General features: G+C 71.8%; 26 protein-coding genes. 18 read left to right on the top strand and 8 right to left on the bottom strand.

Features of this window, described 5'->3' with window-relative positions; all coding sequences use genetic code 11:
• Positions 1-44: 44 nt before the first annotated feature.
• A complete protein-coding gene (locus ABME02_RS02185; RefSeq protein ID WP_353813629.1) occupies positions 45-611 on the bottom strand; it encodes a TetR/AcrR family transcriptional regulator in 567 nt (188 codons plus the stop codon).
• Between the two features lie 136 nt (positions 612-747).
• Between ABME02_RS02185 and ABME02_RS02180 the strand changes: the two genes are divergently transcribed.
• Both ABME02_RS02180 and ABME02_RS02175 read left to right on the top strand, forming a co-directional pair.
• Positions 748-3405, top strand: a complete 2658-nt coding sequence (locus ABME02_RS02180) for an MMPL family transporter (protein WP_353813628.1) — start codon at positions 748-750, stop codon at positions 3403-3405.
• A gap of 313 nt (positions 3406-3718) precedes the next feature.
• Complete coding sequence (locus ABME02_RS02175) at positions 3719-5224, top strand: HNH endonuclease signature motif containing protein (protein ID WP_353813627.1); 1506 nt, start codon at positions 3719-3721, stop codon at positions 5222-5224.
• 33 nt (positions 5225-5257) lie between these two features.
• On the opposite strand, the gene ABME02_RS02170 is transcribed toward ABME02_RS02175, so the two are convergent.
• The 3 genes from ABME02_RS02170 to ABME02_RS02160 all read right to left on the bottom strand — a co-directional run bounded on the left by ABME02_RS02170 (position 5258) and on the right by ABME02_RS02160 (position 7449).
• On the bottom strand, positions 5258-6199 hold the full coding sequence (locus ABME02_RS02170) for a hypothetical protein (RefSeq protein WP_353813626.1): 942 nt from the start codon (positions 6197-6199) through the stop codon (positions 5258-5260).
• Positions 6200-6369: 170 nt separating this feature from the next.
• Positions 6370-7041 (bottom strand): cupredoxin domain-containing protein, encoded by a 672-nt coding sequence (locus tag ABME02_RS02165; RefSeq protein ID WP_353813625.1) that lies wholly within the window; start codon positions 7039-7041, stop codon positions 6370-6372.
• Between the two features lie 99 nt (positions 7042-7140).
• Positions 7141-7449 carry a hypothetical protein gene (locus ABME02_RS02160; protein WP_353813624.1) on the bottom strand — a complete coding sequence of 103 codons (309 nt, stop codon included), beginning with the start codon at positions 7447-7449 and terminating at the stop codon, positions 7141-7143.
• 319 nt (positions 7450-7768) lie between these two features.
• Between ABME02_RS02160 and ABME02_RS02155 the strand changes: the two genes are divergently transcribed.
• Together ABME02_RS02155 and ABME02_RS02150 are read left to right on the top strand one after the other, a co-directional pair.
• Positions 7769-8305: an SRPBCC domain-containing protein gene (locus ABME02_RS02155; protein WP_353813623.1), complete on the top strand. Its 537-nt coding sequence runs from the start codon at positions 7769-7771 to the stop codon at positions 8303-8305.
• Complete coding sequence (locus ABME02_RS02150; RefSeq protein ID WP_353813622.1) at positions 8302-8619, top strand: ArsR/SmtB family transcription factor; 318 nt, start codon at positions 8302-8304, stop codon at positions 8617-8619. Before ABME02_RS02155 ends, ABME02_RS02150 begins: the two co-directional genes overlap by 4 nt.
• A 49-nt stretch (positions 8620-8668) precedes the next feature.
• On the opposite strand, the gene ABME02_RS02145 is transcribed toward ABME02_RS02150, so the two are convergent.
• The 3 genes from ABME02_RS02145 to ABME02_RS02135 all read right to left on the bottom strand — a co-directional run bounded on the left by ABME02_RS02145 (position 8669) and on the right by ABME02_RS02135 (position 10495).
• Positions 8669-9502 carry an alpha/beta fold hydrolase gene (locus tag ABME02_RS02145; protein ID WP_353813621.1) on the bottom strand — a complete coding sequence of 278 codons (834 nt, stop codon included), beginning with the start codon at positions 9500-9502 and terminating at the stop codon, positions 8669-8671.
• A 137-nt stretch (positions 9503-9639) separates the two neighbouring features.
• Positions 9640-10020, bottom strand: a complete 381-nt coding sequence (locus ABME02_RS02140) for a YciI family protein (RefSeq protein WP_353813620.1) — start codon at positions 10018-10020, stop codon at positions 9640-9642.
• A gap of 7 nt (positions 10021-10027) precedes the next feature.
• Positions 10028-10495 (bottom strand): VOC family protein, encoded by a 468-nt coding sequence (locus ABME02_RS02135; RefSeq protein ID WP_353813619.1) that lies wholly within the window; start codon positions 10493-10495, stop codon positions 10028-10030.
• A gap of 96 nt (positions 10496-10591) precedes the next feature.
• Between ABME02_RS02135 and ABME02_RS02130 the strand changes: the two genes are divergently transcribed.
• From ABME02_RS02130 to ABME02_RS02110, 5 genes are all read left to right on the top strand, one after another.
• Positions 10592-11065 (top strand): recombinase family protein, encoded by a 474-nt coding sequence (locus ABME02_RS02130; RefSeq protein ID WP_353813618.1) that lies wholly within the window; start codon positions 10592-10594, stop codon positions 11063-11065.
• 108 nt (positions 11066-11173) lie between these two features.
• Positions 11174-11677 carry a CGNR zinc finger domain-containing protein gene (locus tag ABME02_RS02125; protein ID WP_353813617.1) on the top strand — a complete coding sequence of 168 codons (504 nt, stop codon included), beginning with the start codon at positions 11174-11176 and terminating at the stop codon, positions 11675-11677.
• A gap of 4 nt (positions 11678-11681) precedes the next feature.
• Entirely contained in the window at positions 11682-12125 is a 444-nt protein-coding gene (gene trxA, locus ABME02_RS02120; RefSeq protein ID WP_353813616.1) for a thioredoxin, read from the top strand.
• Between the two features lie 121 nt (positions 12126-12246).
• A complete protein-coding gene (locus ABME02_RS02115) occupies positions 12247-12846 on the top strand; it encodes a TetR/AcrR family transcriptional regulator (RefSeq protein ID WP_353813615.1) in 600 nt (199 codons plus the stop codon).
• Entirely contained in the window at positions 12846-14963 is a 2118-nt protein-coding gene (locus ABME02_RS02110) for an alpha/beta hydrolase (protein ID WP_353813826.1), read from the top strand. Before ABME02_RS02115 ends, ABME02_RS02110 begins: the two co-directional genes overlap by 1 nt.
• Positions 14964-14990: 27 nt before the next feature.
• On the opposite strand, the gene ABME02_RS02105 is transcribed toward ABME02_RS02110, so the two are convergent.
• Positions 14991-15746, bottom strand: a complete 756-nt coding sequence (locus ABME02_RS02105; RefSeq protein ID WP_353813614.1) for a FadR/GntR family transcriptional regulator — start codon at positions 15744-15746, stop codon at positions 14991-14993.
• A 222-nt stretch (positions 15747-15968) separates the two neighbouring features.
• Between ABME02_RS02105 and ABME02_RS02100 the strand changes: the two genes are divergently transcribed.
• The 9 genes from ABME02_RS02100 to ABME02_RS02060 are packed head-to-tail and all read left to right on the top strand — an operon-like array spanning position 15969 to position 25522.
• On the top strand, positions 15969-17258 hold the full coding sequence (locus ABME02_RS02100; protein WP_353813613.1) for an ABC transporter substrate-binding protein: 1290 nt from the start codon (positions 15969-15971) through the stop codon (positions 17256-17258).
• Position 17259: 1 nt separating this feature from the next.
• Positions 17260-18204, top strand: coding sequence for a carbohydrate ABC transporter permease (locus ABME02_RS02095; protein WP_353813612.1), 945 nt, complete (start codon positions 17260-17262; stop codon positions 18202-18204).
• The gene (locus tag ABME02_RS02090; RefSeq protein WP_353813611.1) at positions 18197-19102 is read left to right on the top strand and encodes a carbohydrate ABC transporter permease; all 906 of its coding nucleotides are present in this window, start codon (positions 18197-18199) and stop codon (positions 19100-19102) included. The genes ABME02_RS02095 and ABME02_RS02090 overlap by 8 nt, the downstream gene beginning before the upstream one ends.
• A gap of 6 nt (positions 19103-19108) precedes the next feature.
• Complete coding sequence (locus ABME02_RS02085; RefSeq protein WP_353813610.1) at positions 19109-20260, top strand: mandelate racemase/muconate lactonizing enzyme family protein; 1152 nt, start codon at positions 19109-19111, stop codon at positions 20258-20260.
• Positions 20261-20279: 19 nt separating this feature from the next.
• Positions 20280-21242, top strand: a complete 963-nt coding sequence (locus ABME02_RS02080) for an MBL fold metallo-hydrolase (RefSeq protein ID WP_353813609.1) — start codon at positions 20280-20282, stop codon at positions 21240-21242.
• Complete coding sequence (locus tag ABME02_RS02075; protein ID WP_353813608.1) at positions 21239-22339, top strand: Gfo/Idh/MocA family protein; 1101 nt, start codon at positions 21239-21241, stop codon at positions 22337-22339. The genes ABME02_RS02080 and ABME02_RS02075 overlap by 4 nt, the downstream gene beginning before the upstream one ends.
• A complete protein-coding gene (locus ABME02_RS02070; RefSeq protein ID WP_353813607.1) occupies positions 22336-23607 on the top strand; it encodes a CaiB/BaiF CoA transferase family protein in 1272 nt (423 codons plus the stop codon). The genes ABME02_RS02075 and ABME02_RS02070 overlap by 4 nt, the downstream gene beginning before the upstream one ends.
• A complete protein-coding gene (locus ABME02_RS02065) occupies positions 23607-24743 on the top strand; it encodes a hypothetical protein (RefSeq protein WP_353813606.1) in 1137 nt (378 codons plus the stop codon). Before ABME02_RS02070 ends, ABME02_RS02065 begins: the two co-directional genes overlap by 1 nt.
• On the top strand, positions 24743-25522 hold the full coding sequence (locus tag ABME02_RS02060) for an enoyl-CoA hydratase/isomerase family protein (RefSeq protein ID WP_353813605.1): 780 nt from the start codon (positions 24743-24745) through the stop codon (positions 25520-25522). The genes ABME02_RS02065 and ABME02_RS02060 overlap by 1 nt, the downstream gene beginning before the upstream one ends.

Here is a 25522-nt window from a genome sequence, read left to right as displayed (position 1 = left end):
CCCGTGCACGGGGCATCCGCCGGCGAACTGCGCGCCGACCCGCGCTACGGCCGTGCCGGCCAGGACCCGCCCGGGCCGAGCAGCACGCGCCACAGCCAGTCGGCGGCGACCGTCACCGGCGGCCGCGGGTCGCGGGCGAGCCACGCCTCGATCACGCCGAGCGCCGAGCCGGCGATGCCGGCGCCGACGACGTCGAGGGGGAGCCCGTCGAACGCGGGCGTGTCCGCCCTCGTGATCCCCTCCTGCACGATCGACTCGAGTCGCGCCCGCAGGCGCGCCATGACGATCGCCGAGCCGTGCGGGCCGAGCACGCGGCGGTAGACCTCGGCGTTCTCGTCGAGGTGCGCGAGGTACTCGAAGAGGGCCTGGGGCGGCCCGGCGAGCGGCTCGGAGATCTCGGGGAGGTCGGTGCCCGCCTGCTCGGCGGCCGCGTCGAGCGCGTCGGCGAGCAGCGTCTCCTTGTCGGAGTAGTGCTGGTAGAAGCTGCTGCGGTTCACGCCCGCCCGGTTCACGATGTCGGCGACCGTGACCTCCTCGAGCGGATGCTCGCGCGCGAGCGCGAACAGCGCCTCCTGCAGCGCGCGGCGCGTGCGCTCGACCCGGACGTCCATACGGGGATTCTGCCAGCCGCCTCGGGTCGCGCCTGCAAGTTCGCCGACGAATGTCGGAAATCCGACATTCGTCGGTTATCCTCGTTCCGGCTCGACGGTGCGCCGCCCACCTCGCGATCCGAAAGGCAGCTACGGCATGGCAGAACTCCTCTACCGGCTCGGCCGGTTCTCCGCACGACGCTCGTGGGCCGTCATCGTCGGATGGGTCGTCGTCCTCGCCATGGCCGTCGGCGCGTTCCTCGCATTCGGCGGCACGCTCACCTCCAGCATGAGCATTCCCGGCACCGAGACGGAGCGGGTGAACGAGCAGCTCACCGACGAGCTCGACGGGCTCGGGGGAGCGACCGGCACCGTCGTGTTCCAGACGGACGACGGTTCGGCCTTCACCGACGACCGGGAGTCGGCCATCGGCGACCTGCTCGACCGGATCGCCGGGCTCGACGGCGTCGAGGACGTCGTGGACCCGTTCGCCGCGGCGTCCGACCGCGCCGACCGGGAGCAGCAACTCGCCGATGGCGCGCAGCAGCTCGACGACGCCGAGGCGCAGATCGATGCCGGCACGGCGCAGCTGGATGCGGGCGAGCAGCAGCTCGACGTCGGTCAGGCGCAGCTCGACGCGGCCGTCGCGCAGGCGCAGGCCGACGGCACCTACCCCTTCGCCGCCGCGCAGTTCGAGGCGCAGCAGGCCGAGCTCGACCGGAACCGCGCGCAGCTCGATGCCCAGCGCGCCGAGCTCGAGGCGGGCGCGGCCGAGCTCCCGGCGCAGCGCGCGCAGCTCGAAGACGGCCGGCGGCTCGTCGACGCGGCATCCGAGATCCGGACGGTCGCCGAGGACGGCAGCGTCGCCACCGGCGCGGTCATGTTCGAGGACGACCTGTTCACGCTCTCCGACGAGCTCAAGGCCGAGGTCGCGGCCGAGCTCGACGGCGCCGGCATCGACGGCGTGCGGGTCGACTACTCCACCGAGATCGCGGCGAGCATCGACGGACTCATCGGCGTCGGCGAAGTGGTCGGCGTCGTGCTGGCGCTCCTCGTGCTCGTCATCATGTTCCGCACGCTGCTGCCCGCCGTCCTGCCGATCGTCTCGTCGCTCGTCGGCGTGGGCGTGGGCGTCGCCGGGTCGATGGCGCTCTCGGGCGTCGTCGACATGTCGTCGGTCACGCCCGTGCTCGGCGTCATGCTCGGCCTCGCGGTCGGCATCGACTACGCGCTCTTCATCTTCAACCGGCACCGTCGACAGCTGCTCGCGGGCATGGACCTCCGGGAGTCGATCGCGCTCGCGAACGGCACCTCCGGCAACGCGGTCGTCTTCGCCGGGTCGACCGTCCTCGTCGCACTGCTCGCGCTGAACGTCACCGGCATCCCCTTCCTCGGCGTCATGGGCACGGTCGGCGCGGTGTGCGTGCTCGTCGCCGTGCTGATCGCCGTCACGCTCACGCCGGCACTCCTCGGGCTGATCGGCATCCGCGTGCTGAACCGCCGCGCACGGGCGCAGGTCGGGCACGACGCGCACGCGCGCCCCGAGCTGACGCCCATGAGGACCGGGCGCGCCCTCGTGCGTGCGACGGTCGCGATCGTCGCGCTGCTCGTCGTCGCGATCCCGGCGCTCTCGATGCGGCTCGGCCTTCCCGACGGCTCGTCGGAGGCCGCCGACTCGACGCAGTACCGCGCCTACACGGCGGTCGCCGACGCGTTCGGCGCGGGCCAGAACGGGCCCCTGCTCGTCACGGTCGCGCTGCCGGAGTCGGTCGACGACGACGCCGTCGTCGGCGTGCAGGCCGACCTCGCCGAGCGACTGCTCGAGGAGGACGGCGTCGTCGCGGTCGCGCCCGTCGGAGTGTCGGACGACGGCGACTTCCTCGCGTTCCAGGTCGTGCCGGTCGACGGCCCGTCGAGCGAGTCGACCGAGCAGCTCGTCCACGACCTGCGTGCGCTGTCACCGCTCGACGCCGGCGAGGCGGGCGTGGGCGACGCGGCCGGCCTCGACGGCGACCTCGACCTCGGCGTCGCCGGGCAGGCGAGCGGCAACATCGACATCTCCGCCAAGCTCGCGGGTGTGCTGCCGATCTACCTCGCGCTGGTCGTCGGCCTCTCGCTCGTCATCCTGGTGCTGGTGTTCCGCTCGATCCTCGTGCCGCTCATCGCGACCGCGGGCTTCGTGCTGTCGCTGTTCGCCGCGTTCGGCGCGGTGGTCGCGATCTTCCAGTGGGGATGGCTCGGCGCGGTCTTCGACGTGCACGACCCGGGCCCCGTGCTGAACTTCGCCCCGATCATCATCATGGGCGTCCTGTTCGGCCTCGCCATGGACTACCAGCTGTTCCTCGTCTCGGGCATGCGCGAGGCGTGGGTGCACGGTGTGCCGGCCCGCACCGCGGTCGTCGCGGGCATGCGCAACGGGCGCGCGGTCGTCACGGCCGCCGCGATCATCATGGTCTCGGTGTTCGGCGGCTTCGTCTTCTCGCACCTGACGATGGTCCGGCCGCTCGGCTTCGGCCTCGCGATCGGCGTGCTCTTCGATGCGTTCATCGTGCGGATGCTCCTGATCCCCGCGGTCATGCACCTGCTCGGCGAGTCCGCGTGGTGGCTGCCCAAGTGGCTCGACCGGATCCTCCCGAACGTCGACGTCGAGGGTGCCGCGCTCGAGCGGACGCACCCGGTGCACGGCGCGGAGCCGGCGTCGGACACGCCCGGATCGGCGGACGATGCGGCCGGCGCCGCGGCCGGCGCGGGCGATGCGACCGGCGAGGGCAGCGACGCGCAGGTGGCGGAGGGTGAGACCCAGCCGACTCGGTAGTCGGGTCGGTCTTCTGTGACGGATGCCGCGGGTGTGCTCGCGGCCGAGCACGAGCCCCAGCCGACTCGGTAGTCGAGTCGGGCTACGGCGACGGGACGCCGCGGGAGTGCGCTCGAGGCATCCGTCACTTCATTCGAGCAGGCGGCGAACGAGACGCGTCGTGCTCGACCTCGGCGAGCCGACCCCGGCCGGCGGCCTGCGCGGCGATGGCGGATTCGGTTCGTCGCACGACTCCCAACGATGTGCGGAAATCGGTCCTCGTCTGGGATTTCCAGAGGTCTCCAATGTCGGTGGGTGCTGGTTGACTCGTCGCATGACGCCGCAGCCGACCGCCGCTCTCGAGCGCACCGCACCGATCGGGGTGCTCGGCGATTCGGTCAGACGCGAGCCCGGTGCCGGCGACCAGCTCAGGGACGCGCTCGCCGACGTCGCCGCGCTCGAGCGCATGATCCGGTGGGCGCAGGCGCAGCAGTACCGCACGGTCGAGGCGGCGCGGCGGCTCCACGCCGAGGTCGAGGGCGTGACCGGGTCGAGTGGGTCGGCTGAACGCGACATGGCGACCCGGTCGTTCATCGCCGAGCTCGCGACCGTGCTCGTCGCGCCCGAGGCGACGGCGGGCCGGCTCGCAGCGGATGCCGGCCGGCTCACCGGACCGCGATCGGCCACGCTCGCCGCGCTCACCGCCGGCTCGGTCGGCGTGCCGCACGTGCGGTCGATGCTCGAACTCACGAGCGACCTGCCGGTCGACTCGGCCGACGAACTCGAGCGGCGATCGCTCGACGGCGCCGCGCAGCGGACGAGCAGCGCCTTCCGGCAGCGCGTACGCCGACTGCGCGAGCGGGTGCACCCGGAGCCGCTCGCGACCCGTCGCCGCCGTGCGGCCGACGAACGGCGCATCCATCTCGATCCGGCGCCCGACGGCATGGCCTGGCTGAGCCTCTTCATGGAGGCCGAACGCGCGGTCGCGATCGTCGACCGGCTCGACTCGCTGGCCGCGGCATCCGTCGCTCGCTCGGATGGGTCTCGCTCCGTCGGGTCTCGCTCGGCCGGACCTCGCTCGGCCGGACCTCGCGCAGTCGGGCAGAGCGACGTGCGGACACCCGTGCAGCGCTGTGTCGACCTCGCCGCCGACCTCCTCATGTCCGGCATCCTCGGCGGCGACGCCGCGCCCGCGACGCGTCGCATCGCTCTACGCGTGACGGTGACGGTTCCCGTCCTCAGCCTGCTCGGCGTGACCGACGAGCCGGCCGAGCTCGACGGGTACGGACCGATCGACGCCGAGACCGCGCGCATCATCGCCGCCCATGCGCCGACCGTGCGCCGCCTGCTCGTCGATCCCGAGACCGGTGCCGCCCTGTCGTACGGGCGCACCTCGTACCGCGTCGGCGCCGATCTCGCCGGGTACCTGCGGGTGCGCGACGGCCGCTGCCGCTTCCCCGGGTGCACGCGCCGCGCCGTCCGATCCGACATCGACCACACGACCGCCTGGGCGCACGGCGGCGGCACCGAGGCCGACAACCTCGCCCACCTGTGCAGGAGGCACCACCGGCTGAAGCACGAGAGCGGATGGCGTGTGGCCCAGGAGCCCGGAGGTGTCATCCGTTGGACGTCGCCCGCCGGTCACGTGCTGCGCACGCACCCGGAGGTGCCGTTCGATCCCGTCCCGCGGAGTTCACGGGCGGCCGTGGCGCCGCTCGCCCACCTGGCCGATCGATCCGGCGCGGAACCGCCGTCGCCCGAACCCGTTCCGCCGCCGTCAGGCCCCGCCGACATCGACGACGTCGAACCGCCGTGGCTGCACGCTGCGCCCGCGGCGTGAGGCGACGGACGCACCGTCCGCGCGCCTCGGTCGTCAGGTGATCACGGTCTCCAGCCGCTGCGCGCGCAGCGCGGCGACGTACGCGCGCGCCTGGTCGACCCTCCGCGGCCGCCGGATCCGCATCGCGTAGCGGAAGCGCTCGCCCGGGGCGGCCGGGATCACGTTCGGCTGAGCCGCGCACGACGGGCCGCCGAACCGGATGCTGATGCTGCCGTCGCCGTTCCGGACGAGTTCGCGGCCGGGGTAGCCGCCGCGCACGGGATCGAGACGACCCGCGTCGTCGAACTTCAGCACCGAGTAGGAGCCGCGGTCGGGATCGACGGGCGGTGGCTCGAACGTCCAGATCTCGCATCCGCTGCTCGTCGCCACCGCCTCGAAGTACACGCCGTGCTCGGCGGGCAGGCTGCCCCAGCCGATCGCGGTGCCGACGAGGTGGGCGTCGCGATCCGTGTCGCGCTTCGTGCCGAAGGCGCGCGTCAGGTCGACGTCGGCCGCCCGGCGCGCGAGGCTCGCGGCGACCGATCGGCGTGACGCGTCGTCGTAGGCCCTGGCCCGGTAGGGGTACGACGTGGCCGCGGTGATCCGCCTGAGGTCCTGAAGTTCGCGTGCGCGCGGGAGCCCGCCCTCGACGCCCGTGCGCCCGAGCACGTAGAGGTGCGTGCCGCGCGTGAGGTCCGCATTCGCGACGGTGACCGACTCGCCGGGGCCGACGACGGCGAGCACGTAGTGCGCCTCGTCGACGAGCACGTCCGCCTGGTACTCGTCGGAGGGCGCGAGCGACACCGTCGCGCGTCGGCTCACGTCGACGACGGCGTGCGAGTGGAGCACGTCGGGGTCGGGGCGGATCGCCCACGACTCGACGAGCGGCTCGCGCTCGTGGTGGAAGCGGTTCACCGGTGTCCGCCTCGCCTGCGCCGCGAAGTGGTGCGTGGACTCCGCACGGGTGAAGTTCCGGTTGGTGACGCGTCGCGGCATCGTCGGCCTCCCTGCCTGGTGGGCTCGGGTGCAGTCTGGCAAGAACGGCGCGCGATCGATAGGCCTTGCGGTCCGTGGCGGCCGTGCGGCTCGTCGGGCCGGGCGGACGGATGCCGCGGGGATCCCCCTCCCCGCGGCATCCGCGGCCTGCGATCTGCGCGACGCGCGGCTCAGTTTGCGATGCCGCCGCAGAGCACCGGCACCGTCGCCTCGAGCGGGATGCTCGCGCCGAGCGACGACGAGCGGCTCGAGAACGGGTCGGCCGCGTTGAACGCGTACATGCCGTTGCCGTCGAAGTCGATGCCGTGCACGACCACCTGCACGGTTCCGGCGTCGGTGTATCCCGGGACGTCCGTGAACGTGCGCTGGTAGTACAGGTGGCCGTCGGCGTCAGCCGTCGCGAACCGGTCGAGCGCGAGCGCGCTCGCGGGCGAGACGTCGCCCGTCGAGGTCAGCGACGTCAGGATGCCGCCGTAGAACGGTGCGCCGTCGAGCACGGTGACGACGCCGTCGGGGCCGGCCGCGGCCGGTCCGGGGCAGCCCATGTCGGTCGCGTCGCCCGGCACGCCGTGCAGGTGCATCGCGTGCGGCAGGTTCGGCGACAGGCCCCAGGCCTCGACGGTGACCTGCAGCTTGCCGTTCGGCAGTGCCTTGACGCGCGTCGTGCCGCTCGCGCGGCTCTCCGGGACGTCGGCGGGCTGCACCGCGTTCAGGTCGTAGCTGTAGCTCGCGACGCGGTCGGACGGGTTGTCGTCGTGGCCGGCGTATGCGGCGGTCGCGCCGCCGAGCGCCAGGGCGAAGCTCGCCGCGGTCGCGGCGATGATGCGTGGTGCGTTCCTCATGTCGTACTCCCTCGTATCGTGGGCGTCGGGTCCGCGCCCGTGCAGGGGGTTCGGAGCACGGGACGCTTCGGATGGGTCGACGCGGAACGACCGAGGTCGTCAGTCGAAGAACCGCACGCTCGCGACGCGCGCGCGGCCGCCGTCGGTGCGGACCACGCACCGGACGAGCGCGTGGTGCGTCGCGCCCGACTCGTCGACGAACGTGAGGGTGCCCGACACGCGCTGCGCGCCATCCGCCTCGGCCTGCTCCAACGACGTCGCGATCTCGACGTCGGTGTGCCCGCGCTGCTCGAGTCGCGCGGTCGCCGCGTCGCGGCAGAGCGCGTCGGCGTCGATGGGCGCTGACGCCGGCGCTGCGACGACTCCGGCGACGATCGCCGTACCGCCGGCGATGACGAGGACGGTCATGATCACACGGATCCACGTCGGGATCCGGCGAGGCCGTCCGGGTTGCAGGGCGGCCCGGTCCTGTGGGGTCTCCTCCTGTGTGGTTTCCTCCTGGGCGGTTTGTTCCTGGGCGGTTTGTTCCTGCGCGGTCCGTTCCGGTGCGGCGTCCGATGACGCGACTGCTGCGGGTGCGTGTGCGTTCATGGCGGAGACGTTCGCCCGAGTGGCTCGTCGCGGCATCCGTGCACAGCACGGAAATCGATCACATGCAATCTATGGGTTGCGTAATGGATGGCGAGTTGCAGCTATTGGGTTGCATATCGACTCGAAAGGAACCATCATGGTGAACATGACCGACAACCCGGCCTCCGTCATCGACGAGGGCACCTACACGGTGCGACGCACCATCCGCATCGACGCACCCGTCGAGAAGGTCTGGGCCGCCGTCACCGAACCCGAGCACATCTCCCGCTGGTTCGGGCGAACGGTGCTCGACGGTTCCGGCGTCGGCGCCGAGGGCACGATGACCTTCGACGGCTACGGCGCCGTGCCGATCCGCATCGAGGCGATCGACGCGCCGCGCTCGATCACCTACCGCTGGGGCAACGACGACGCCCTCGGGCACCTGCCCGACCGGGTCGACGAGGCCACCTCGACGGTCTTCACCTTCACCCTCGAGCCGGTCGCCGCGGCCCCGGTCGGCGGCGGAGCGGCGGGGGCCACCGAGCTCACGGTCGTCGAGACCGGATTCGACCGCACGTCCGACCCGGTCGCGAACATGCGCGCCCACGGCGAGGGCTGGGTGGACGAGCTCGACAAGCTCGTCGCGCTCCTCGGCGGCGACGGGCTCGCCGGGGTCCGCGAGGGCGCCGCGTGACCACGGGGGCGCTGGTCCCGGTGTTCGCCGCCCTCGGAGACGAGACCCGGTGGAGCATCCTGGCGGCACTCGGCGAGGGCGACGCATCCGCGTCGGCCCTCGCCGGGCGCCTGCCGGTCACCCGGCAGGCGATCGCGAAGCACCTCGCGGTGCTCCAGGAGGTCGGCCTCGTCGAGCCGATCCGAGTGGGCCGCGAGGTGCGCTATCGCGTGCTCGGTGCGCGGCTCGGCGAGACCGCTCGCCGGCTCGAGGCCATCGGCGCCGAGTGGGATCGCCGCCTGGCCGCGATCAAGGAGATCGCTGAGGGGCTGTAGGCCGGTGCCGCCGACGTCCACGGTGCCGGTGCATGCCGCCGCCGATCCGTCACTCGGCGGCGTCGAGGATCACGTTCGCGACGTCGCCCGGGTGGCTCATCATGACGACGTGCGAGCTGTCGATCTCGATCGTCGTGGATCCGGCGCGCGCGGCCATGACCCGCTCCGCCTCCGGCGGGATGGTGTGGTCCTGCGAGGCGACGACGTACCAGCTCGGTATCGTCTTCCACGCGGGCTCGCCCGACGGGGTGAAGAGCGCCTGCAGTGCTGCGGGTCGCTGCGAGGCGGCCATCACGTCGGTCTGCTTCTTCGGCAGGTCGGCGGCGAACAGCTCGCGGAAGTACGCGGGATCGATGTAGCCGTCGGCGTCACCTGAAGGGGCGCCCGGATACGGTCGGATGACGATGTGGTCGGCGAGGTCGGTGTGACCGCCGCCCAGCGCGTTCGCGTCCACCAGTCGCTCGCCCTCGTCGAGCGCGTAGGCGGCGACGTAGACGAGCGCCTCGACGTTGTCGAGGCCGGTCGCGGCGTTCGTGATGACCGCGCCGCCGTACGAGTGGCCGACGAGCACGATCGGCCCCTCGATCGTCTCGAGGATCGAGCGGACGTAGGCGGCATCCGTCAGCAGCCCGCGCAGGGGGTTGGATGCCGCGAGCACGGTGTAGCCGCGCTTCTGCAGCCGCTCGGTCACGTCGTTCCATCCGGACGAGTCGGCGAACGCCCCGTGGACGAGCACGATGGTCGGCTTCGGCCCGGCCGGGGCCCGCGCGACATCGGCCGTGGCCGGGATCGCGACCGAGAGCGCGGCCGCGGCGGCGACGGTCGCGACGGCGATCGCGACGCGGATCGGGCCACGACGGCGGTTCTGGTTCGTGGCGTGCATGGTGGACCTTCCTCACACTCGGGGACGGCGTGGTGGCCCGGACGGGCGCGGCCGTCGGGGTCAACCCTCCTGCGGGGCCGGGATGCGCCGAACCACGTGCGGCTCGTAGTCATGGCGGACGACCTGCTCGCGGCGGCTCAGTCCGGCATGGACCGGCGCTCGCCGACCGGCCCGTCGGCCTCCGGGAACGCGAGCGAGCCCGCCGCGACCCACCATTCCATGATGTCGTACGCGAGCCGGCCGGCCACGACCGACGGGTCGCCGGCCGAGAGCCGGGCCGCCTCCGCGAGGTCGCAGGCGAAGATCGACATGCCCCGGTACGACGGGTCGCTCTGGTCGCCGAACGGGCCGTTCGCGACGATCACGCCGCTGCGGCGCAGCTCGGCCCGGTAGGCGAGGTGGCGCGACTGCAGCTCGTCGAGCTCGGCCTCCGAGAGCTCCGGCGCATTCGCCGGGCGCCGCAGCACGACGAGTGTCACGACGTCGAACGCGTCCGGGACATGGGGGCTCCGAGGCATCCGCCGGTCACGCGTTCTCGAGCTCGGCGATCACGATCTTCTTCTGCCGCATCATCGCCTGGACCTGCTCCGGCCGCCGGGTGAGCTCGCCCATGTTCGCCGGGACGACCTGCCAGCTGACCCCGAAGCGGTCCTTGCACCAGCCGCACGCCTCGGCGTCGGGCACGTGCGAGAGCCGTTCCCAGTAGCGATCGATCTCGGCCTGGGCGGCGCACGCGACGATGAACGAGACCGACTCGTTGAAGGTGAACAGCGGGCCGCCGTCGAGGCACGTGAACGGCACGCCGTCCAGTGTGAACCGCCCGTTCAGCACCTTGCCCGACATGCCGCGGAAGTGCTCGTCGAGCGATTCGTCGGGATACTCGTCGATGCGGTCGATCGAGGAGTTCGGGAACACCTCGACGTAGTACGCCATCGCCTCGCGGGCCTGGTCGTCGAACCACAGGCACGGCTGGATCGGTGCGAGCTCGGCCATCGGAACCCCCTCGTCCGGGTCGCGCGCGGCGCGCGATCGGGGTCAGCGTACGCCGATGCCGCTCGGTCGGCGACAATGGAACCGGAACGCGGACGGGTGACGACGAGGGTGATCGACATGGGTGAGCAGGCGGATGCGACGACGGATGCCGCGAACGGCATGCACACGCCGGGGCACCACGCGATCGGCTGCCCCGAGTGCTTCGTGGAGCTGCAGCAGAACCACGACTGGTGGAAGGCGCGACCCGAGGGGTCGCGGCTCGTCGGGCTCGTCGTGCCGCGCGACGACATGCCGCCGATCCTCGAGCAGCGCACGGCGCTGACGCGATTCGGCGTGCAGATCCTCGACTTCCGCTACCCGACGCCCGACATGCCCGAGACGTGGGAGCAGCGACTCGGCCGACTGTTCGCGACGCTGCAGGCGGGCGACGTGCTGGTCGTCGTCAACGAGCTCGCACTGGGACGATCGCCCGAGGAGGTCGCCCGGACGATCCGCACCCTGCGTCGACACAACCTCGTCGTCAAGGTGCTCGGCCGCGGCGCGCCGCACCTGGAGGACGCCCGCGGCTGATCGGCGCCGCTCCGGCTCGACGGCAGGGCAAACCCCTTCTGCACGCTGAAGGGGTTAGAATCGATGGTGCGGGGAACGACTCCGCACGCCGGTCGAACGGGGGAGCGCATGACGACGGATGCCGCGGGCTCGATGCTGCTCGACCTCGTCAACTCGCGCATCGTCGAGCCGGACGGCGTGCACGACGACCTCGAGACGGATGCCGCGGCATCCGCCTGGCTCGTCGCGCACGGCGAAGGGGGGACGGTCGGCGAGATCGCCGACGCGCGCGCCGTGCGCCCCGTGCTCGTGGGCTTCCTGCGCGGCGAGCGAGGACTCGCCGAGCTCGAGCCGTGGACGGCCGCGGTCTCCCGCCACCCGGTCTTCGGTGCCGACGGCGTCACGTGGCTCGACGACATCGAGCCGGCCCGACGCATCGGTGCGCGAGCGATGCTCGAGTGGGCGAGCCTGCAGGGCGCCGAGGGTTCGAGGATCCGGCCCTGCGCGGCATCCGACTGCCAGCACTTCCTCATCGATACGAGCCGCGCGAACTCGCGGAAGTGGCACTCGATGGAGACATGCGGCAACCGCGCCAAGGCGCGCCGGCACTACGCGCGGACCAGGCAGGGGTAGCGCCATGGCGACGAACGATCGACCCGGCACGGTCGTCGCGTGCCCGGCATGCGGCACCCGCAACCGCGTCCCGTTCAGCGGTCGCGGACGCGTGCGGTGCTCGAACTGCCACGCCGACCTCCCCTGGCTCGTCGAGGCCGGCGACCTGAGCTTCGACGACGCGGTCGCGAGCCGCATGCTCGTGCTCGTCGACGTCTGGGCGGTCTGGTGCGGCCCGTGCCGCGCCATCGCGCCCGTGGTCGAGCAGCTCTCGCGCGAGCTCGCGGGGCGCCTGAAGGTCGTGAAGGTCGACGCCGACCGGTCGCCGGCGGTGTCGAGCCGGCATCGGATCACTGCCATCCCGACGCTGCTGCTCTACCGCGACGGCGCCGAGGTGGGCCGCCAGGTCGGCGCCGTGCCGGCCGCGCAGCTGCGAGCGTGGGTGGAGTCGGCGCTGCCTGCCGGGTAGAAGGGGCCGCGCGACCGCGTCGCGCCGGATCGGACGCGGGGTCTTGACGTGTCGCGTGCCCGGGAGTACCGTCGGTCACGAAATCGGTCGATCGACCGAACGAAACGAGGGGGAAGGCGAGATGCCGACCAACACGACCGTCACCAGCATCCTCGACGCCACGCGTCGCCTGGTCGTCGAGCAGGGCTACGCCGCCCTGTCGACGCGCAAGGTCGCCGACCTGGCCGGCGTGCCGCTCTCGCAGATCCACTACCACTTCGGCTCGAAGGAACTGCTCGTGCTGAGCATGCTCGACGCCGAGAACGCGCAGCTGCTCGAGCGTCAGGGCGCGATGTACGCGGAGGACGAACCGCTCTCGCAGCAGTGGGCGACCGCATGCGACTACCTCGACGACGACCTCGACTCCGGGTATGTCAGGGTGCTGCTCGAGATGATGGCGGCGGGCCTGTCGAACGAGCTCATCGGCGAGCGGGTGCACGACATCATCCACGGCTGGTCCGACGTGCTCACCACCGCGGCGCGGGCGCACGCCGCCCAGGGGTTCTCGTTCGGTCCGCTCACGATCGACCAGGTCGTCGCGCTGACGTCCGCGGCGTTCATCGGCGCCGAGCTCCTGATCCTCTCGGGCCACGAGGACGAACTGCCGCTGCGCGAGTCGCTCCGCGCGATCGGCGCGCTCATCGTGGCCGGCGAGCGGGCGATGGATCGGGAGGTCGCGTGATGGAGGTCGCGACGCCCACGTCGGAGGGCGACGTCGAGCGGGCCGGCGCCACCATCCACTACGAGGTCTACGGCGAGGCCGGGCCGACCATCCTGCTCCTGCCGACCTGGGAGCTCGTGCACGAACGCGTCTGGAAGATGCAGCTGCCCTACCTCAGGCGCCACTTCCGCGTGGTGATCTACGACGCCGTCGGTGCCGGGCGCTCGTCGCGACCGCTCGAGCCGGCGCGGTACAGCTTCGGCCACCGCGTCGCGGACGCGATCGCCGTGCTCGACGCGACGGGGACGGAATCGGCCGTGGTCGTCGGCTACTCGATGGGCGGCGAGATCGCGATCAACCTCGTCGCGATGCACCCGGAGCGGGTCTCCGGGATCATCTCGATCGCCGGCCACCACCCGTGGATCGTGCCGCTGCCGGAGCGGGCCCCCGACGTCCCGTACGACGCGGTCGCGAATCCGGAGCCGCGAGGCTGGGCGAAGTTCGACGTCGACTACTGGCAGCGCGACTGGCCCGATTTCGTCGAGTTCTTCATGTCGCAGGTGGCATCCGACCCGCACTCGACGAAGGCCTGGGACGACCTCGTCGAATGGGGGCTCGACCAGCGACCCGACGTCCTCGCCTGGTCGATCACCGACGACTACGACGAGCTCACGGTCGAGGAGCTCCGCCGCCGCCTCGAAGCGCTCGCGGTCCCGATGCTGCTCATCCACGGCACCGACGACCGCATCACGTCCTTCGCGTCCTCGCGCGTGATGCAGGAGATCATCCCGGGCGCCGAACTGCTCGAGATCGAGCACGCCGGCCACGCGCCCCACGTCCGATTCCCGGTACGCGTGAACCACGCCATCCGCGCCTTCGCCGATCGCGTCTTCGGCACGACCCGGCTCGACGGCACCTGGTGGGTGGGGCCCGGCCGCGAGCAGTCGGTGCTCTACCTGTCGTCGCCGATCGGGCTCGGCCACGCGCGTCGCGACCTCGCGATCGCGCAGGAGCTGCGGGCGCTCCATCCGAACACGCGCATCGACTGGCTCGCCCAGGACCCGGTGACCCGCGTGCTCGCCGTCGCGAACGAGCGCCTGCACCCGGCATCCGCCGCCCTCGCCAGCGAGTCCACGCACATCGAGCACGACAGCGGCGACCACGACCTCGCGGTGTTCCAGTCCCTCCGCGACATGGACGAGATCCTCCTGCACAACTTCATGGTGTTCGAGGAGGTCGTCGCCTCGGGGGAGTACGACCTCGTCATCGCCGACGAGGCGTGGGACGTCGACCACTACCTCTTCGAGAACCCGAACCTCAAGCGAGGCGCGTTCGCCTGGATGACCGACTTCGTCGGCTACCTGCCGATGCCCTCCAGGGGGCCCCGCGAGGCGGCCGTCGCCGCGGACTACAACCTCGAGATGATCGAGCACGTCGACCGCTTCGGGCGCATCCGCGATGCCGCCGTCTTCGTCGGCTCCGCCGACGACATCGTGCCCGACACGTTCGGCCCCGGCCTGCCGCGGATCCGCGACTGGACCGAGGAGCACTTCGACTTCTCCGGGTACATCACGGGGTTCGACCCCGCCGCACTCGGCGAGAAGGCCGAACTGCGGGAGCGCCTCGGGTACCGCCCCGACGAGCGCGTGGTCATCGCGGCGGTCGGCGGTTCCGGCGTCGGGGTCTCGCTGCTGCGTCGCATCGTCGCGGCCGCCGAGGCGGCGCACCGCGCCATCCCCGGCCTGCGGATGATCATCGTGACCGGCCCGCGCATCGACCCCGCGACCCTCCCGCAGGTGCCCGGCGTCGAGTACCGCGCGTACGTGCCGGACCTGCACCACCACTTCACCGCCTGCGACCTCGCGATCGTGCAGGGCGGGCTCACGACCACGATGGAGCTCACCGCGGCCAAGGTGCCGTTCATCTACGTGCCGCTGCAGCACCACTTCGAGCAGCGCTTCCACGTGCGCGCCCGGCTCGACCGCTACCGCGCCGGCCGGTTCATGGAGTACGACGAGCTCGAGCCCGAGGCGCTCGTCGCGGCGATGGCCGAGGAGCTCGGCCGCGTCGTCGACTACCGCGACGTCGAGACGGATGGCGCGGCGCGCGCGGCGGCGATGATCGGGCGGCTGCTCTGACGCTTCCGGGCGGATTCGCGCGGGTGGTCAGCGGCGCGGGCTCGGCGGACGGCGTCGCTCCCACGCGTCCGCGATGTGCGAGCGCATCGCAAGTTCGGCCGCGTCGGGATCGCCGGCCTCGATGGCGGCGAACACGTGCTCGTGTTCCTCGAGGGTCGTCTCGAGGCGGCTGTGGAGGTGGAAGCGGGCGCTCTCGCGTGCCTGCCCGAAGAGGATGTTCACGAGGTTGACGGCGAGCCGGTTCGTGCTCATCTCGCCGACCGTCGTGTGGAACACGACATCCGCGGCGTTGAACGCCGGCTCGTCCTCGATGGTGTCGCGCATGAGGTGTAGGGCCTCGCGGAGTCGCTCGAGCTCCTCCGGCGACCGGTTGGCGGCGGCGTCGCGCGCGATGACGCCCTCGAGCGACGCGCGCACGACGCTGAGGTCGTCGAGGATGCCGAGCGTCGCGTCGTTGGCGACGAGCGCCGAGAGCACGGTCGCGTCGACCATGTTCCACGACTGCGCGCCGAGGACCTGGGTGCCGCGGCCCTGGGCCACGGTCACGAGGCCCTTCTCCTCGAGCCGCTTGACGGACTCGCGGATGACCGTGCGGCTCACTCCGAACTGCTCGCAGAGCACGGCCTCGGGCGGCAGCGACGTGCCGGGGGCGAGGTCGCCGCGCACGATCGCGTCGACGAGGTCGGCGACGACGGTCACTCCCAGTCGAGGCGTCCGCGGGCGCGCGGCGATCGTCGGGTAGGCGGCGGATCGCTCCGCACCGGCGCGGGTCTCGATGGACATGCGGACAGCATAGCCGCCGAAAGTGGTAATACCTATGATCTTCTCTTGCGTCTTTGTAAGACGTATGATGTACTCGCTTCAAGCCCGACCCCCGGGTGTGCCCAGTCGTCAGAGACGCCGACCAGAACAGGAATGCGCGACATGTCACAGCACTCGTCCTTCCGACGCCGAGCAACTCGGCTGATCACCACCGGGGCCGTCGCGGCCACCGGACTCCTCGTATTGAGCGCATGCTCCACGGGCGCCGAGGCGGGCGGTGACGACACCTACGGCTTCGCCGCGGCGGAGCAGGTCGCCGACAGCCCCATCACCGTCTGGGTCGACGCCTCGCGCGAACCGGCGGTCACCGCCTTCCAGGAGGCCTACCCCGACATCGACGTGGTGCTCGAGACCTACGACGGCAACGCCGGCGGGAGCGGCTCCTTCCAGAGCAAGATCTCGCTCATGGACCAGGCCGGCGACGGCTGGCCCGACGTCGTCTTCTCGACGCAGCAGAACGACGCGATCTGGGCGTCCAAGGACACCCCGAACGGCGAGGCCGGCTTCGCCGCGCCCCTCAACGAGGGCCTCATCGACCAGGACTTCCTCGACGGCTTCGCCGACGGCTCGCTCGACTACGCCACCATCGACGGCACCGTCTACGGGCTCCGCAACGACCTCGCCCAGACCGTCTTCTACTACAACCAGAAGCTGCTCGACGAGTTCGGCTACGAGGTGCCGACGACCTGGGAGGAGTACGCGGAGCTGGGCGACCAGCTCGCGGCCGATCACCCGGGCTACATCCTCGGCAGCATGGGCGACAGCTTCATGACGTACGTCTACTACGGCGGCTCCGAGTCGCCCGTCTTCCAGTCGCCCGAGACCGGCGTGTTCCACTCCGACACCTCGGACGAGCACACCCAGAAGATCTCGGAGATCATCGACGGCATGCTCGAGAACGGCACCCTCGTGCAGGACAGCTTCTTCAGCGCCGAGTTCGCCGCGAACTACGCCGACAAGCTCGTCGGCGTGCCCGGCCCCGTCTGGTACACGGGCGCGATCTTCCAGGGCGGCCTCGCGACGCCCGCCGGTGAGATCGGCGTCGCACCCCCGCTGAAGTGGGAGGGCGGCGACGTCGCGGCCGGCAACGTCGGCGGCGGCATCTGGTACGCCTCGCGCCACTCCGAGAACCTCGAGGCCGTCACGACCTTCCTCGAGTTCGTGACGAGCGCGGACGAGTTCCAGGTCGAGGCCTCATCCGGCTACCCCGCGTACACGACGGCCGCCGAGAAGTGGCTCGCCAAGCAGGCCGAGGCCGGCTACTTCGTCAACGACGACTTCGAGACCGTCATGTCGGATGCCGCGGGCCAGATCTGGAGCGGCTGGAACGTGACCCCGTGGAGCCCCGAGACGGCCTGGGCCAAGGTCGTCATCCCCGGCATGGCCGAGGGCGAGTCGGTCGTCTCCCTCCTCCCCGCATGGCAGACGGAGCTCGAGAACGAGGCCACCGTCAACGGGTACACGGTCGAGTAACGTGACCGTCACCGCACCTCCGGCTCCTGCCGGCGTCGTCCCCTCGGGGCGGCGCCGGCCGGAGCGCCGGCGCGCGAGCCGGTCGAACGCGGGCCAGTCCCGCTTCGGCTACGTCTTCGTCAGCGGCTACACGCTGCTCCTCGTGGCGTTCGGCCTGCTGCCCACGCTCTACGCGCTCTTCCTCTCCTTCACGAGGAACGGCGTCTTCGTCGGGTTCGACAACTTCGTCCGGGTCTTCGACGACTACCGGTTCCTCCCCGCCGTCGGACACGTCGCGCTGTACGTCGTCTTCTGGCTCGTCAGCCTCATCGTCCTCGTCGTGGTCCTCGCGATCGTCGTGCACGGCATCCGGGTCCGCTGGCTCGGCGACACCGCCCGCTTCCTCTTCTACATCCCCGGTGCCATCGCGGGCGCCTCGAGCGTGCTGCTCTGGCTCTTCGTGCTCGACCCCTCGGTGAGCCCGGTCTCGGCGCTGCTGCGTGCGATGGGCTACGAGTCCCTCGTCAACGTCGTCGCGGTCGGCAACCTCCCCGTGGTCTTCACGGTGATCGCCTTCTGGGCCGGGGCCGGCGGCTGGATCGTCATCATGTACGGCGCACTCAACAACATCAGCGCCGACATCATGGAAGCGGCGCGCATCGACGGAGCCGGCGCCCTCCAGGTGGCCTGGCACATCCAGTTGCCGATGCTCACCAAGTGGATCAGCTACATGGGCATCATGTCGCTCGCCGCCGGCACCCAGCTCTTCGTCGAGCCCAAGGTCCTCGCGCAGGCGACGAAGAACGTCGTGCCGGAGGACTACTCCCTCAACCAGCTCGCCTACCTCTACGCGTTCCGACAGGGCGACTTCTCCGGCTCCGCCGCGATCTCGGTCATGCTCCTGGTCGTGGCGCTCGGCCTCTCCACCATCTTCATCTTCCGCGGAAAGCTGTTCGAACGTGACTGACCTCGCCGTGCGCCGCAGGCGGCGCGCACTCACCCCAGGGCAGTGGATCGGCCGCGCGTTCGTGGCCCTCCTCCTGCTGACCTTCGCCGCCTTCTTCATCCTCCCGATCATCTGGCTGCTGCTCGCGCCCACGAAGACCAACTCCGAGCTGCTGCTCAGCGGCCCCTTCGCATTCGGGTCGTTCGAGCAGCTCGCGGCCAATTGGAACGAGCTGTTCGCGTTCGGCAGCGGCGTGTTCGCGGTCTGGCTCGGCAACTCCGCCTTCTACTCGTTCACGGCCCTCGCGATCACGCTGATCGTCAGCGTCCCCGCCGGCTACGCGCTCGCGCTCATCGAGTTCAAGGGCCGGCGCCTGCTGCTCGTGACCACGCTCGTCGTGATGCTGATCCCGAACACGGCGCTCGTGCTCCCGATCTTCCTCGAGCTCAGCGCCGTGCGCCTGATCGGCAGCCCGCTCGCGGTCATCCTGCCGTTCTCGTTCTTCCCGTTCGGCGTGTACCTCACGTACATCTACTTCTCGACCGCGGTCTCGCGCGACCTGCTGAACGCGGCCCGCATCGACGGCGCCGGGGAGCTGCGCGTGTTCGCGCAGGTCGCGATGCCGCTCGCGACGCCCGTCATCGCGCTCGTCGGGTTCTTCAGCTTCGTGGCGAACTGGAACAACTACTTCCTGCCGTTCCTCGTGGTCGGCGGCCAGAAGATCCCGGTCCAGGTGGGCCTCGCGAACCTGCTGTCGAACGTGCCCGCCTTCAACCCGACGACGGCGTCGAGCATCGTCATCCAGTTGCCGACGCTCGCACTCGCGACCCTCCTGTCGGTCGCGCCGATCCTGTTGATCTTCCTGTTCGCGCAGCGCTTCCTCGTCGAGGGCATGACCGCCGGCGGGACGAAGGAGTAGGGACCCATGAAGATCACCGGGTACCGCACCCTCACCGCCCAGCAGCACTGGCGGCGCGCCATCGGCGACGTCAACGGCCACATCGTCGAAGCCGTCACCGAGGTGCCGATCGTCATCGTCGAGACGGATGCCGGCATCGAAGGCGTCGGCGTCGGGTCGCATGCCGACCTCGCGCGCCTCTTCCCGGCCATCGACGGCGAGGACCCGCGCGGCGTCGCCTCGCTGTTCGACCGCATGCTCGCCCAGGTGTTCAAGTCGGGCCACGCCGGTGCGACCTACGGCGGCGTCGCGACGTTCGACGCCGCGCTCTGGGACCTCAAGGCCAAGGCCGCGGGCGAGCCGCTCTGGCGCCTCCTCGGAGGACGCGACCGGTTCGTCCCCGGGTACGCCTCCGGCCTCGACATCGCGCTCGGCGACGAGGAACTGACCGCGTTCTACGGCGAGTTCGCCGATCGCGGCTTCGTCGCGGGCAAGCTGAAGGGCGGACTCGACTTCGACGCCGACCTGCGTCGGCTCGGCATCCTCGCGGACGCCCTCGCCGCGAACACCTCCCGGCCGGGGCTCATGCTCGACGCGAACGAGTCCTGGCAGGTCAAGCAGGCGGTGCGCTACGTCAGCGCCCTCGAGGAGCACGTCGACCTGCTCTGGGTCGAGGAACCGCTCCGCCGCTGGGATGCGGTCGGCCACGCGCGCCTCAGCACGGCGATCCGCGCCGCCGTCGCCACCGGTGAGAACCTCACGGGCGTCGACCAGTTCCGTCCGCTCTTCGAGGCGGGCGCGCCCGACGTCGTGCAGGCCGGCGCCATCTGGGGCGTCAGCCACATGCACCGACTCGCACTCGCCGCGGCGGCCCGCGACCTGCCGATCAGCCCCGTCGGCTACAACGCGAACCCGGCCGTCGCGCACGTCATGACGGCGGTGCCGAACCACCTCACGACCGAGGTCCAGGCCGTCGAGTTCGCCGACGGCGTGCTGGTCGACCACGAGTTCGCCGACGGCGGCATCGTCCTGAGCGACGAGCCGGGAGCCGGCATCCGCATCGACGAGGCCGCCATCGCGGGCGCGCGCAACGGCGACGGCTGGGCGAATCCGGCCGGGCCGCACATGCGCCCGGTGCGCGCCGGCCTGCGGGTCGTGCTCGACGGCGTCGAGCGCTGAGACGGACGGGAAGGTTCCGATGGAGATCAGGAAGGGCCTGCACCGCGTGCAGGCGCCGCTCGGGGAGCGCTTCGTGGCGCTCTACCTGCTCGTGGGCGACGACGCCGCGCTGCTCGTCGACACCGGCATCCGGGAGAGCATCACCGAGACGCTGCTGCCGTACCTCGACGAGGCCGGCATCCCGCGCGAGAAGCTGCGCTGGGCCGTCAACACGCACTGCGACTTCGACCACACGGGCGGCAACGGCGCGCTGAAGGCGGCGATCCCGACGGTGGAGATCGTCGCGCACGACCTCGACACCGAGCTCGTCGAGGACATCCAGCGACTCATCGACGTCCGCTACGGCGAGTTCCGCGAGACCGACGGCTTCGACGACCCGCCCGAGACGACCGCGTACCTGCGGAGCGTCTCCGACCTCGTCCGGGTCGACCGGCGCGTCGCCGGCGGCGAGGAGTTCGACCTCGGCGGCCGGAGCGTGCGCGTGCTGCACGTCCCGGGACACAGCCCGGGCCACGTCGCGGTGCACGACCCCTCGAATCGCGCGCTCCTGATCGGCGACGCCACGCTCGGCACCACCGTGCCGTACGCCGACGGCCGCGCCGCGTTCCCGCCCACCTACCGCGACGTCGAGCCGTACGTCGCGAGCCTCTCCGCGTTCCGCGACCTCGACGCCGACCTGCTGCTCACCGCGCATTACCCGGTGTACGAGGGCGCCGGGGTGCGGCGGTTCCTCGACGAGAGCGAGGCGTACACCGAGCGCATCGACGAGGTGCTCTTCGACGTGCTCGATGCCGCCGACGGCCCGCGCACGACGCTCGAGCTGGTGCGCACCGCGGGCGCCGAGCTCGGCCCGTGGCCGGCCGACGCGCTCGACTACGCCGTCTTCCCCGTGACGGGCAACCTCGAGCGGCTCGCCGCTCGCGGCGTCGTGGCCGAGCAGGCGGATGCCGCGGGCCGCCGTCGCTGGAGCCTCGTCCGATGACCGGGCGGGTGCGGCTCGGCGCCGTGGGCGCCGGCTGGTGGGCGACGAGCAACCACTTCCCGATCTTCGCGGGCCGCGAGGACGTCGAGCTCGTCGGCGTGTGCGGCATCGGGCCCGAGCTCGAGGACGTGCGCGCGCAGTTCGGCTTCGGCATGGCGACGGGCGACTACGACGAGCTCCTCGACCAGGACCTCGACGCGGTCGTGATCACGACGCCGCACGACCTGCACCATCCGCAGGCGGTCGCCGCGATCGAGCGCGGCCTGCACGTCCTCGTCGAGAAGCCCGTGACGCTGACGGCCGAGCAGGGCTGGGACCTCGCCGATCGGGTTCGCGATGCGGGCGTGCACTTCCTCGCCCCGTACGGCTGGAACTACATGCCCTTCACGGTCGAGGCGAAGCGACTCGTCGAGGCCGGGCACCTCGGCGAGATCCAGCACGTGCTCTGCCACATGGCCTCGCCCACGCGCGGACTCTTCGCCGGCGACACCAACCACATCCGCTCGCTGTGGGACTCGAAGACGAGCGGGCCCGACCCGCGCACCTGGCAGTCGCCGGGGCGCGGCGGCGGATACGCCCACGGGCAGGTCACGCACTCGAGCGCGCTGCTCTTCTGGTTGAGCGAGCTGCGCGCGGCATCCGTCATGGCCAAGGTCTCGAACGGCGGCGCCGCGGTCGACCTGTTCGACGCGGCCGTCATCACCTTCGACGGCGGCGCGATCGGGTCGCTCTCGGGGGCCGCGACGCTGCCCGACGGCAACCCGTACCAGGTCGACCTCCGCATCTTCGGCACCGAGGGCGTGCTGCTCCTCGACACCGAGCGCGAGCGCGTCTCGCTGCACCGCTACGACGGGCAGCAGTGGGACCTCGACATCGAGCCCGGCGCGGGCGCCTACGAGTGCATCGTGCCGCCGAACCGCTTCATCGACCTCATCACCGGCGCCAGCACCGAGAACAACTCGGACGCCGACGTCGCCGCGCGCTCAGTCGAGCTCATCGACGCGATGCTGCGCAGCGCCGCCGACGGCGGCGCCGAGGTCGCCGTCCACGGCCCGGCCGACGCCGGAGTCGCCCACCAGCACGAGGAGTCCGCGTGACCCAGACCCCCGTCGACCAGGACCCTGTCGACCAGACCCACGAGTCCCCGAAGCCCGGAGTGCTCGCGGGCTACCGCGTACTCGACTGCTCCATCGCCATGGCGGGCCCGTTCGCGGCCCAGCGCCTCGGCGACCTCGGCGCCGACGTCGTCAAGGTCGAGCCGACGACGGGCGAATGGCAGCGCCACGCCGCGGCCGGCGGCGCGGCGGGCAACGAGATCAACGTCTCGTTCCTCTCGCTCAACCGCAACAAGCGCTCGGTCGCGCTGGACCTGAAGTCCGAGGAGGGCCGGGCCGCGCTGCGCGAACTCGTCGCGGGCGCCGACGTCTTCCTGCAGAACTACCGCCCGGGCGTCGCCGCACGCCTCGGCGTCGACTACGAGTCGCTCCGCGCGATCAACCCGTCGATCGTCTACGTGTCGATCTCGGGCTACGGCGAGGACGGCCCGTACCGCGACCGCCCCGGCCAGGACCTGCTGCTGCAGGCGATGTCGGGCGCGATGCTCTCGGCCGGCCGCCATGGCGACGAGCCGTCGCCCGCCGGCCAGTACCTCGCCGACGCCGTGACCGCGTCGACCGCGTTCGAGGGCGTGCTCGCCGCGCTGCTGCACCGGGAGCGCACGGGCGAGGGCCAGCTCGTCACGGTCAACATGCTCGACGCGCTGACGACCCTCCAGATGCAGGAGCTCTCGGTGTTCACCGTCGGCCGCAAGACGCAGGAGCGCTCGGCCGAGCCGCACGCGCACGTCTACATCCGCGCGCCGTACGGCGTCTTCGAGACGAGCGACGGATTCGTCGCGCTCGCGTTCGCCGACCTGCACGAACTCGGCCGCCTCATCGACGAGCCCGCGTTCGAGGGCTGGCGCAGCGAGGTCGAGGGCTGGACGCGCCGTGACGAGATCCACGAGCGCACCGCGGCGAAGCTCCGCGAGAAACCCGCCGGCTACTGGATCGAGACGCTCGGCGCCGCCGGCATGTGGATCGGCCCGGTCTACGGATACCAGGAGCTCGTCGACGACCCGCAGGTCGCGCACAACGGCACGTTCGTCGAGTACGACCACCCCACCGAGGGTCACGTGAAGACCCCCGGCTTCCCGTACCGCTTCTCGGCGACGCCGCCGCAGGTGTACCGGGGTGCGCCGCTCGTCGGCGAGCACACGCGCGAGATCCTCGTCGAGGCGGGGTTCGACGACGCCGCCGTCGACGCACTGCTCGCCTCGGGGGCGGCGCGCGCGACCGAGACGGCGCCGGTCGCCGCGAGCGCGTGATGGCCCGCTACCGCGGGCTCACCTGGGACCACCCGCGTGGCCGCCTGGCGCTCGAGCGCGCGGCCGAGACTGCGACGGATGCCGCGGGCGCTCCGCTCATCGCCTGGGACGTGCACTCGCTCGAGGGCTTCGAGTCGGCACCCATCGAGGAGCTCGCAGAGCGGTACGACGTGATCGTGCTCGACCACCCGCACCTCGGCGATGCGCTCGAGACGGGATCGATCCGGCCGCTCGACGAGGTGTTCCCCCCGAGCCTGCTCGACGAGGTGCGCGCCGGCGCGGTCGGCCCGAGCGCGGCGTCGTACACGCTCGAGGGCCGGCTCTGGGCGCTCCCGCTCGACGCGGCCACCCAGGTGGCGGTGCGCGTGCCCGAGCTCGTGCCCGTCGCACCCCGGACGTGGGACGAGGTCGTGGAGCTCTCGACGGCCGCCCCGGTCGCGCTGAGCCTCGCGGGACCGCACGCGTTCCTCTCGTTCGCGTCGATCTGCGTCGCGCTCGGCGCCGAGCCCGCGGTCGAACCGGGCGGCGGCCTCGTCGACCTCGTGGTCGGCGCGCAGGCGTTCGGCATCATGGCCGAGCTCACGGCGCGCGTGCCCGAGGGTTCCGCCGACCTCAACCCGATCGGCCTGCTCGAGCGGATGCGGCGCGATCGCGACATCGCGTACGTCCCGCTCGTCTACGGCTACGTGAACTCCGCTTCCGGGCCCGGCGCGCTGCGCTTCGACGACGCGCCAGCGGCCGTCGCGGGCGGTCGCCGCGGCTCGACGATCGGCGGAACCGGGATCGCGATCTCGAGGCGCTGCGCGCCCGATGCCGCGCTGGTCGCGCATCTCGCGAGCCTCCTCGCCCCGGAGGCGCAGCGCACCTTCATCCCCGAGCACGCCGGCCAGCCCGGCCTGCGGAGCGCCTGGACCGACGACGCCGTGAACGCGGCATCCGGCGACTTCTACCGTGGCACGCTCGCGACCATCGAGGACGCATGGGTGCGCCCGCGCGTGCCCGGGTACATCCCGTTCCAGTCCGCCGCCTCGGCGGTCCTGCGCCGAGCCCTGCTCACGGGCGGATCGCCCGACGCCGCGCTCGCCGACCTCGACCGGGCGTTCGACGCCCTCGCCCGCGAACGGAGCACCGCCTGATGCAGCCGACCAGCCCGAACATCCGCCTCGACGTCGACGGCCACGTCGCGATCGTCACGATCGACCGGCCCGAGAAGCTCAACTCGGTCACGCCCGAGATGTCGTACGCGCTCGTCGAGGTCGTCGAGTGGGCGGATGCCGCCGACGAGATCCGCGCGATCGTGCTCACCGGCGCGGGGGAGCGGGCCTTCTGCGCCGGCTCCGACATCCGCACGCTCGACACGTACGCCACGCCGTGGGAGTTCCGGAACCGCACCGACTACTGCGACGCGATCCGGGAGGCGCGGAAGCCCGTCATCGCCGCGATCAACGGCTACGCGTTCGGCGGCGGGCTCGAGACGTCGCTCATCTGCGACATCCGCCTCGCCTCGACGACGGCGAGCTTCGCCGCGCCCGAGATCAAGCTCGGCTGGATCGGCGGCGGCGGAATGTCGACCTTCCTCGCCCATTCGATCGGCCCGTCGAACGCGGCGGTCATGCTCATGACCGGCGACCCGATCGACGCCGGGACGGCGCTGCGCTGGGGGCTCGTGAGCGAACTCGTCGAGCCCGAGCACCTGCTGGCGCGCGCCGTCGACCTCGCCCGCGTCATCGCCTCGCGCCCGCCCATCGCGGCGGAGACCGCGAAGGCGAACCTCCGCGCCGCGTTCAACATGACCCAGGACGAGGCCATGCGCTACGAGCGCGACCTGCAGACGGTCACCTTCGCCACCGCCGACGCGCACGAGGGCCGCGCGGCCTTCGCCGAGAAGCGCGCGGGCGTCTTCCACCGGCGCTGA

Source organism: Agromyces zhanjiangensis (genome assembly GCF_040496055.1).
Classification (GTDB): Bacteria; Actinomycetota; Actinomycetes; order Actinomycetales; family Microbacteriaceae; genus Agromyces; species Agromyces zhanjiangensis.
This window is presented reverse-complemented; position numbering and strand designations above follow the sequence as displayed.

Bases quoted from the DNA above. Each gene is read 5' to 3' on its own strand.
- ABME02_RS02185 (WP_353813629.1), bottom strand. From the start codon at position 611: ATGGACGTCCGGGTCGAGCGCACGCGCCGCGCGCTGCAGGAGGCGCTG.
- ABME02_RS02180 (WP_353813628.1), top strand. From the start codon at position 748: ATGGCAGAACTCCTCTACCGGCTCGGCCGGTTCTCCGCACGACGCTCG.
- ABME02_RS02175 (WP_353813627.1), top strand. From the start codon at position 3,719: ATGACGCCGCAGCCGACCGCCGCTCTCGAGCGCACCGCACCGATCGGG.
- ABME02_RS02170 (WP_353813626.1), bottom strand. From the start codon at position 6,199: ATGCCGCGACGCGTCACCAACCGGAACTTCACCCGTGCGGAGTCCACG.
- ABME02_RS02165 (WP_353813625.1), bottom strand. From the start codon at position 7,041: ATGAGGAACGCACCACGCATCATCGCCGCGACCGCGGCGAGCTTCGCC.
- ABME02_RS02160 (WP_353813624.1), bottom strand. From the start codon at position 7,449: ATGACCGTCCTCGTCATCGCCGGCGGTACGGCGATCGTCGCCGGAGTC.
- ABME02_RS02155 (WP_353813623.1), top strand. From the start codon at position 7,769: ATGGTGAACATGACCGACAACCCGGCCTCCGTCATCGACGAGGGCACC.
- ABME02_RS02145 (WP_353813621.1), bottom strand. From the start codon at position 9,502: ATGCACGCCACGAACCAGAACCGCCGTCGTGGCCCGATCCGCGTCGCG.
- ABME02_RS02140 (WP_353813620.1), bottom strand. From the start codon at position 10,020: ATGCCTCGGAGCCCCCATGTCCCGGACGCGTTCGACGTCGTGACACTC.
- ABME02_RS02135 (WP_353813619.1), bottom strand. From the start codon at position 10,495: ATGGCCGAGCTCGCACCGATCCAGCCGTGCCTGTGGTTCGACGACCAG.
- ABME02_RS02125 (WP_353813617.1), top strand. From the start codon at position 11,174: ATGACGACGGATGCCGCGGGCTCGATGCTGCTCGACCTCGTCAACTCG.
- trxA (WP_353813616.1), top strand. From the start codon at position 11,682: ATGGCGACGAACGATCGACCCGGCACGGTCGTCGCGTGCCCGGCATGC.
- ABME02_RS02115 (WP_353813615.1), top strand. From the start codon at position 12,247: ATGCCGACCAACACGACCGTCACCAGCATCCTCGACGCCACGCGTCGC.
- ABME02_RS02110 (WP_353813826.1), top strand. From the start codon at position 12,846: ATGGAGGTCGCGACGCCCACGTCGGAGGGCGACGTCGAGCGGGCCGGC.
- ABME02_RS02105 (WP_353813614.1), bottom strand. From the start codon at position 15,746: ATGTCCATCGAGACCCGCGCCGGTGCGGAGCGATCCGCCGCCTACCCG.
- ABME02_RS02085 (WP_353813610.1), top strand. From the start codon at position 19,109: ATGAAGATCACCGGGTACCGCACCCTCACCGCCCAGCAGCACTGGCGG.
- ABME02_RS02080 (WP_353813609.1), top strand. From the start codon at position 20,280: ATGGAGATCAGGAAGGGCCTGCACCGCGTGCAGGCGCCGCTCGGGGAG.
- ABME02_RS02075 (WP_353813608.1), top strand. From the start codon at position 21,239: ATGACCGGGCGGGTGCGGCTCGGCGCCGTGGGCGCCGGCTGGTGGGCG.
- ABME02_RS02065 (WP_353813606.1), top strand. From the start codon at position 23,607: ATGGCCCGCTACCGCGGGCTCACCTGGGACCACCCGCGTGGCCGCCTG.
- ABME02_RS02060 (WP_353813605.1), top strand. From the start codon at position 24,743: ATGCAGCCGACCAGCCCGAACATCCGCCTCGACGTCGACGGCCACGTC.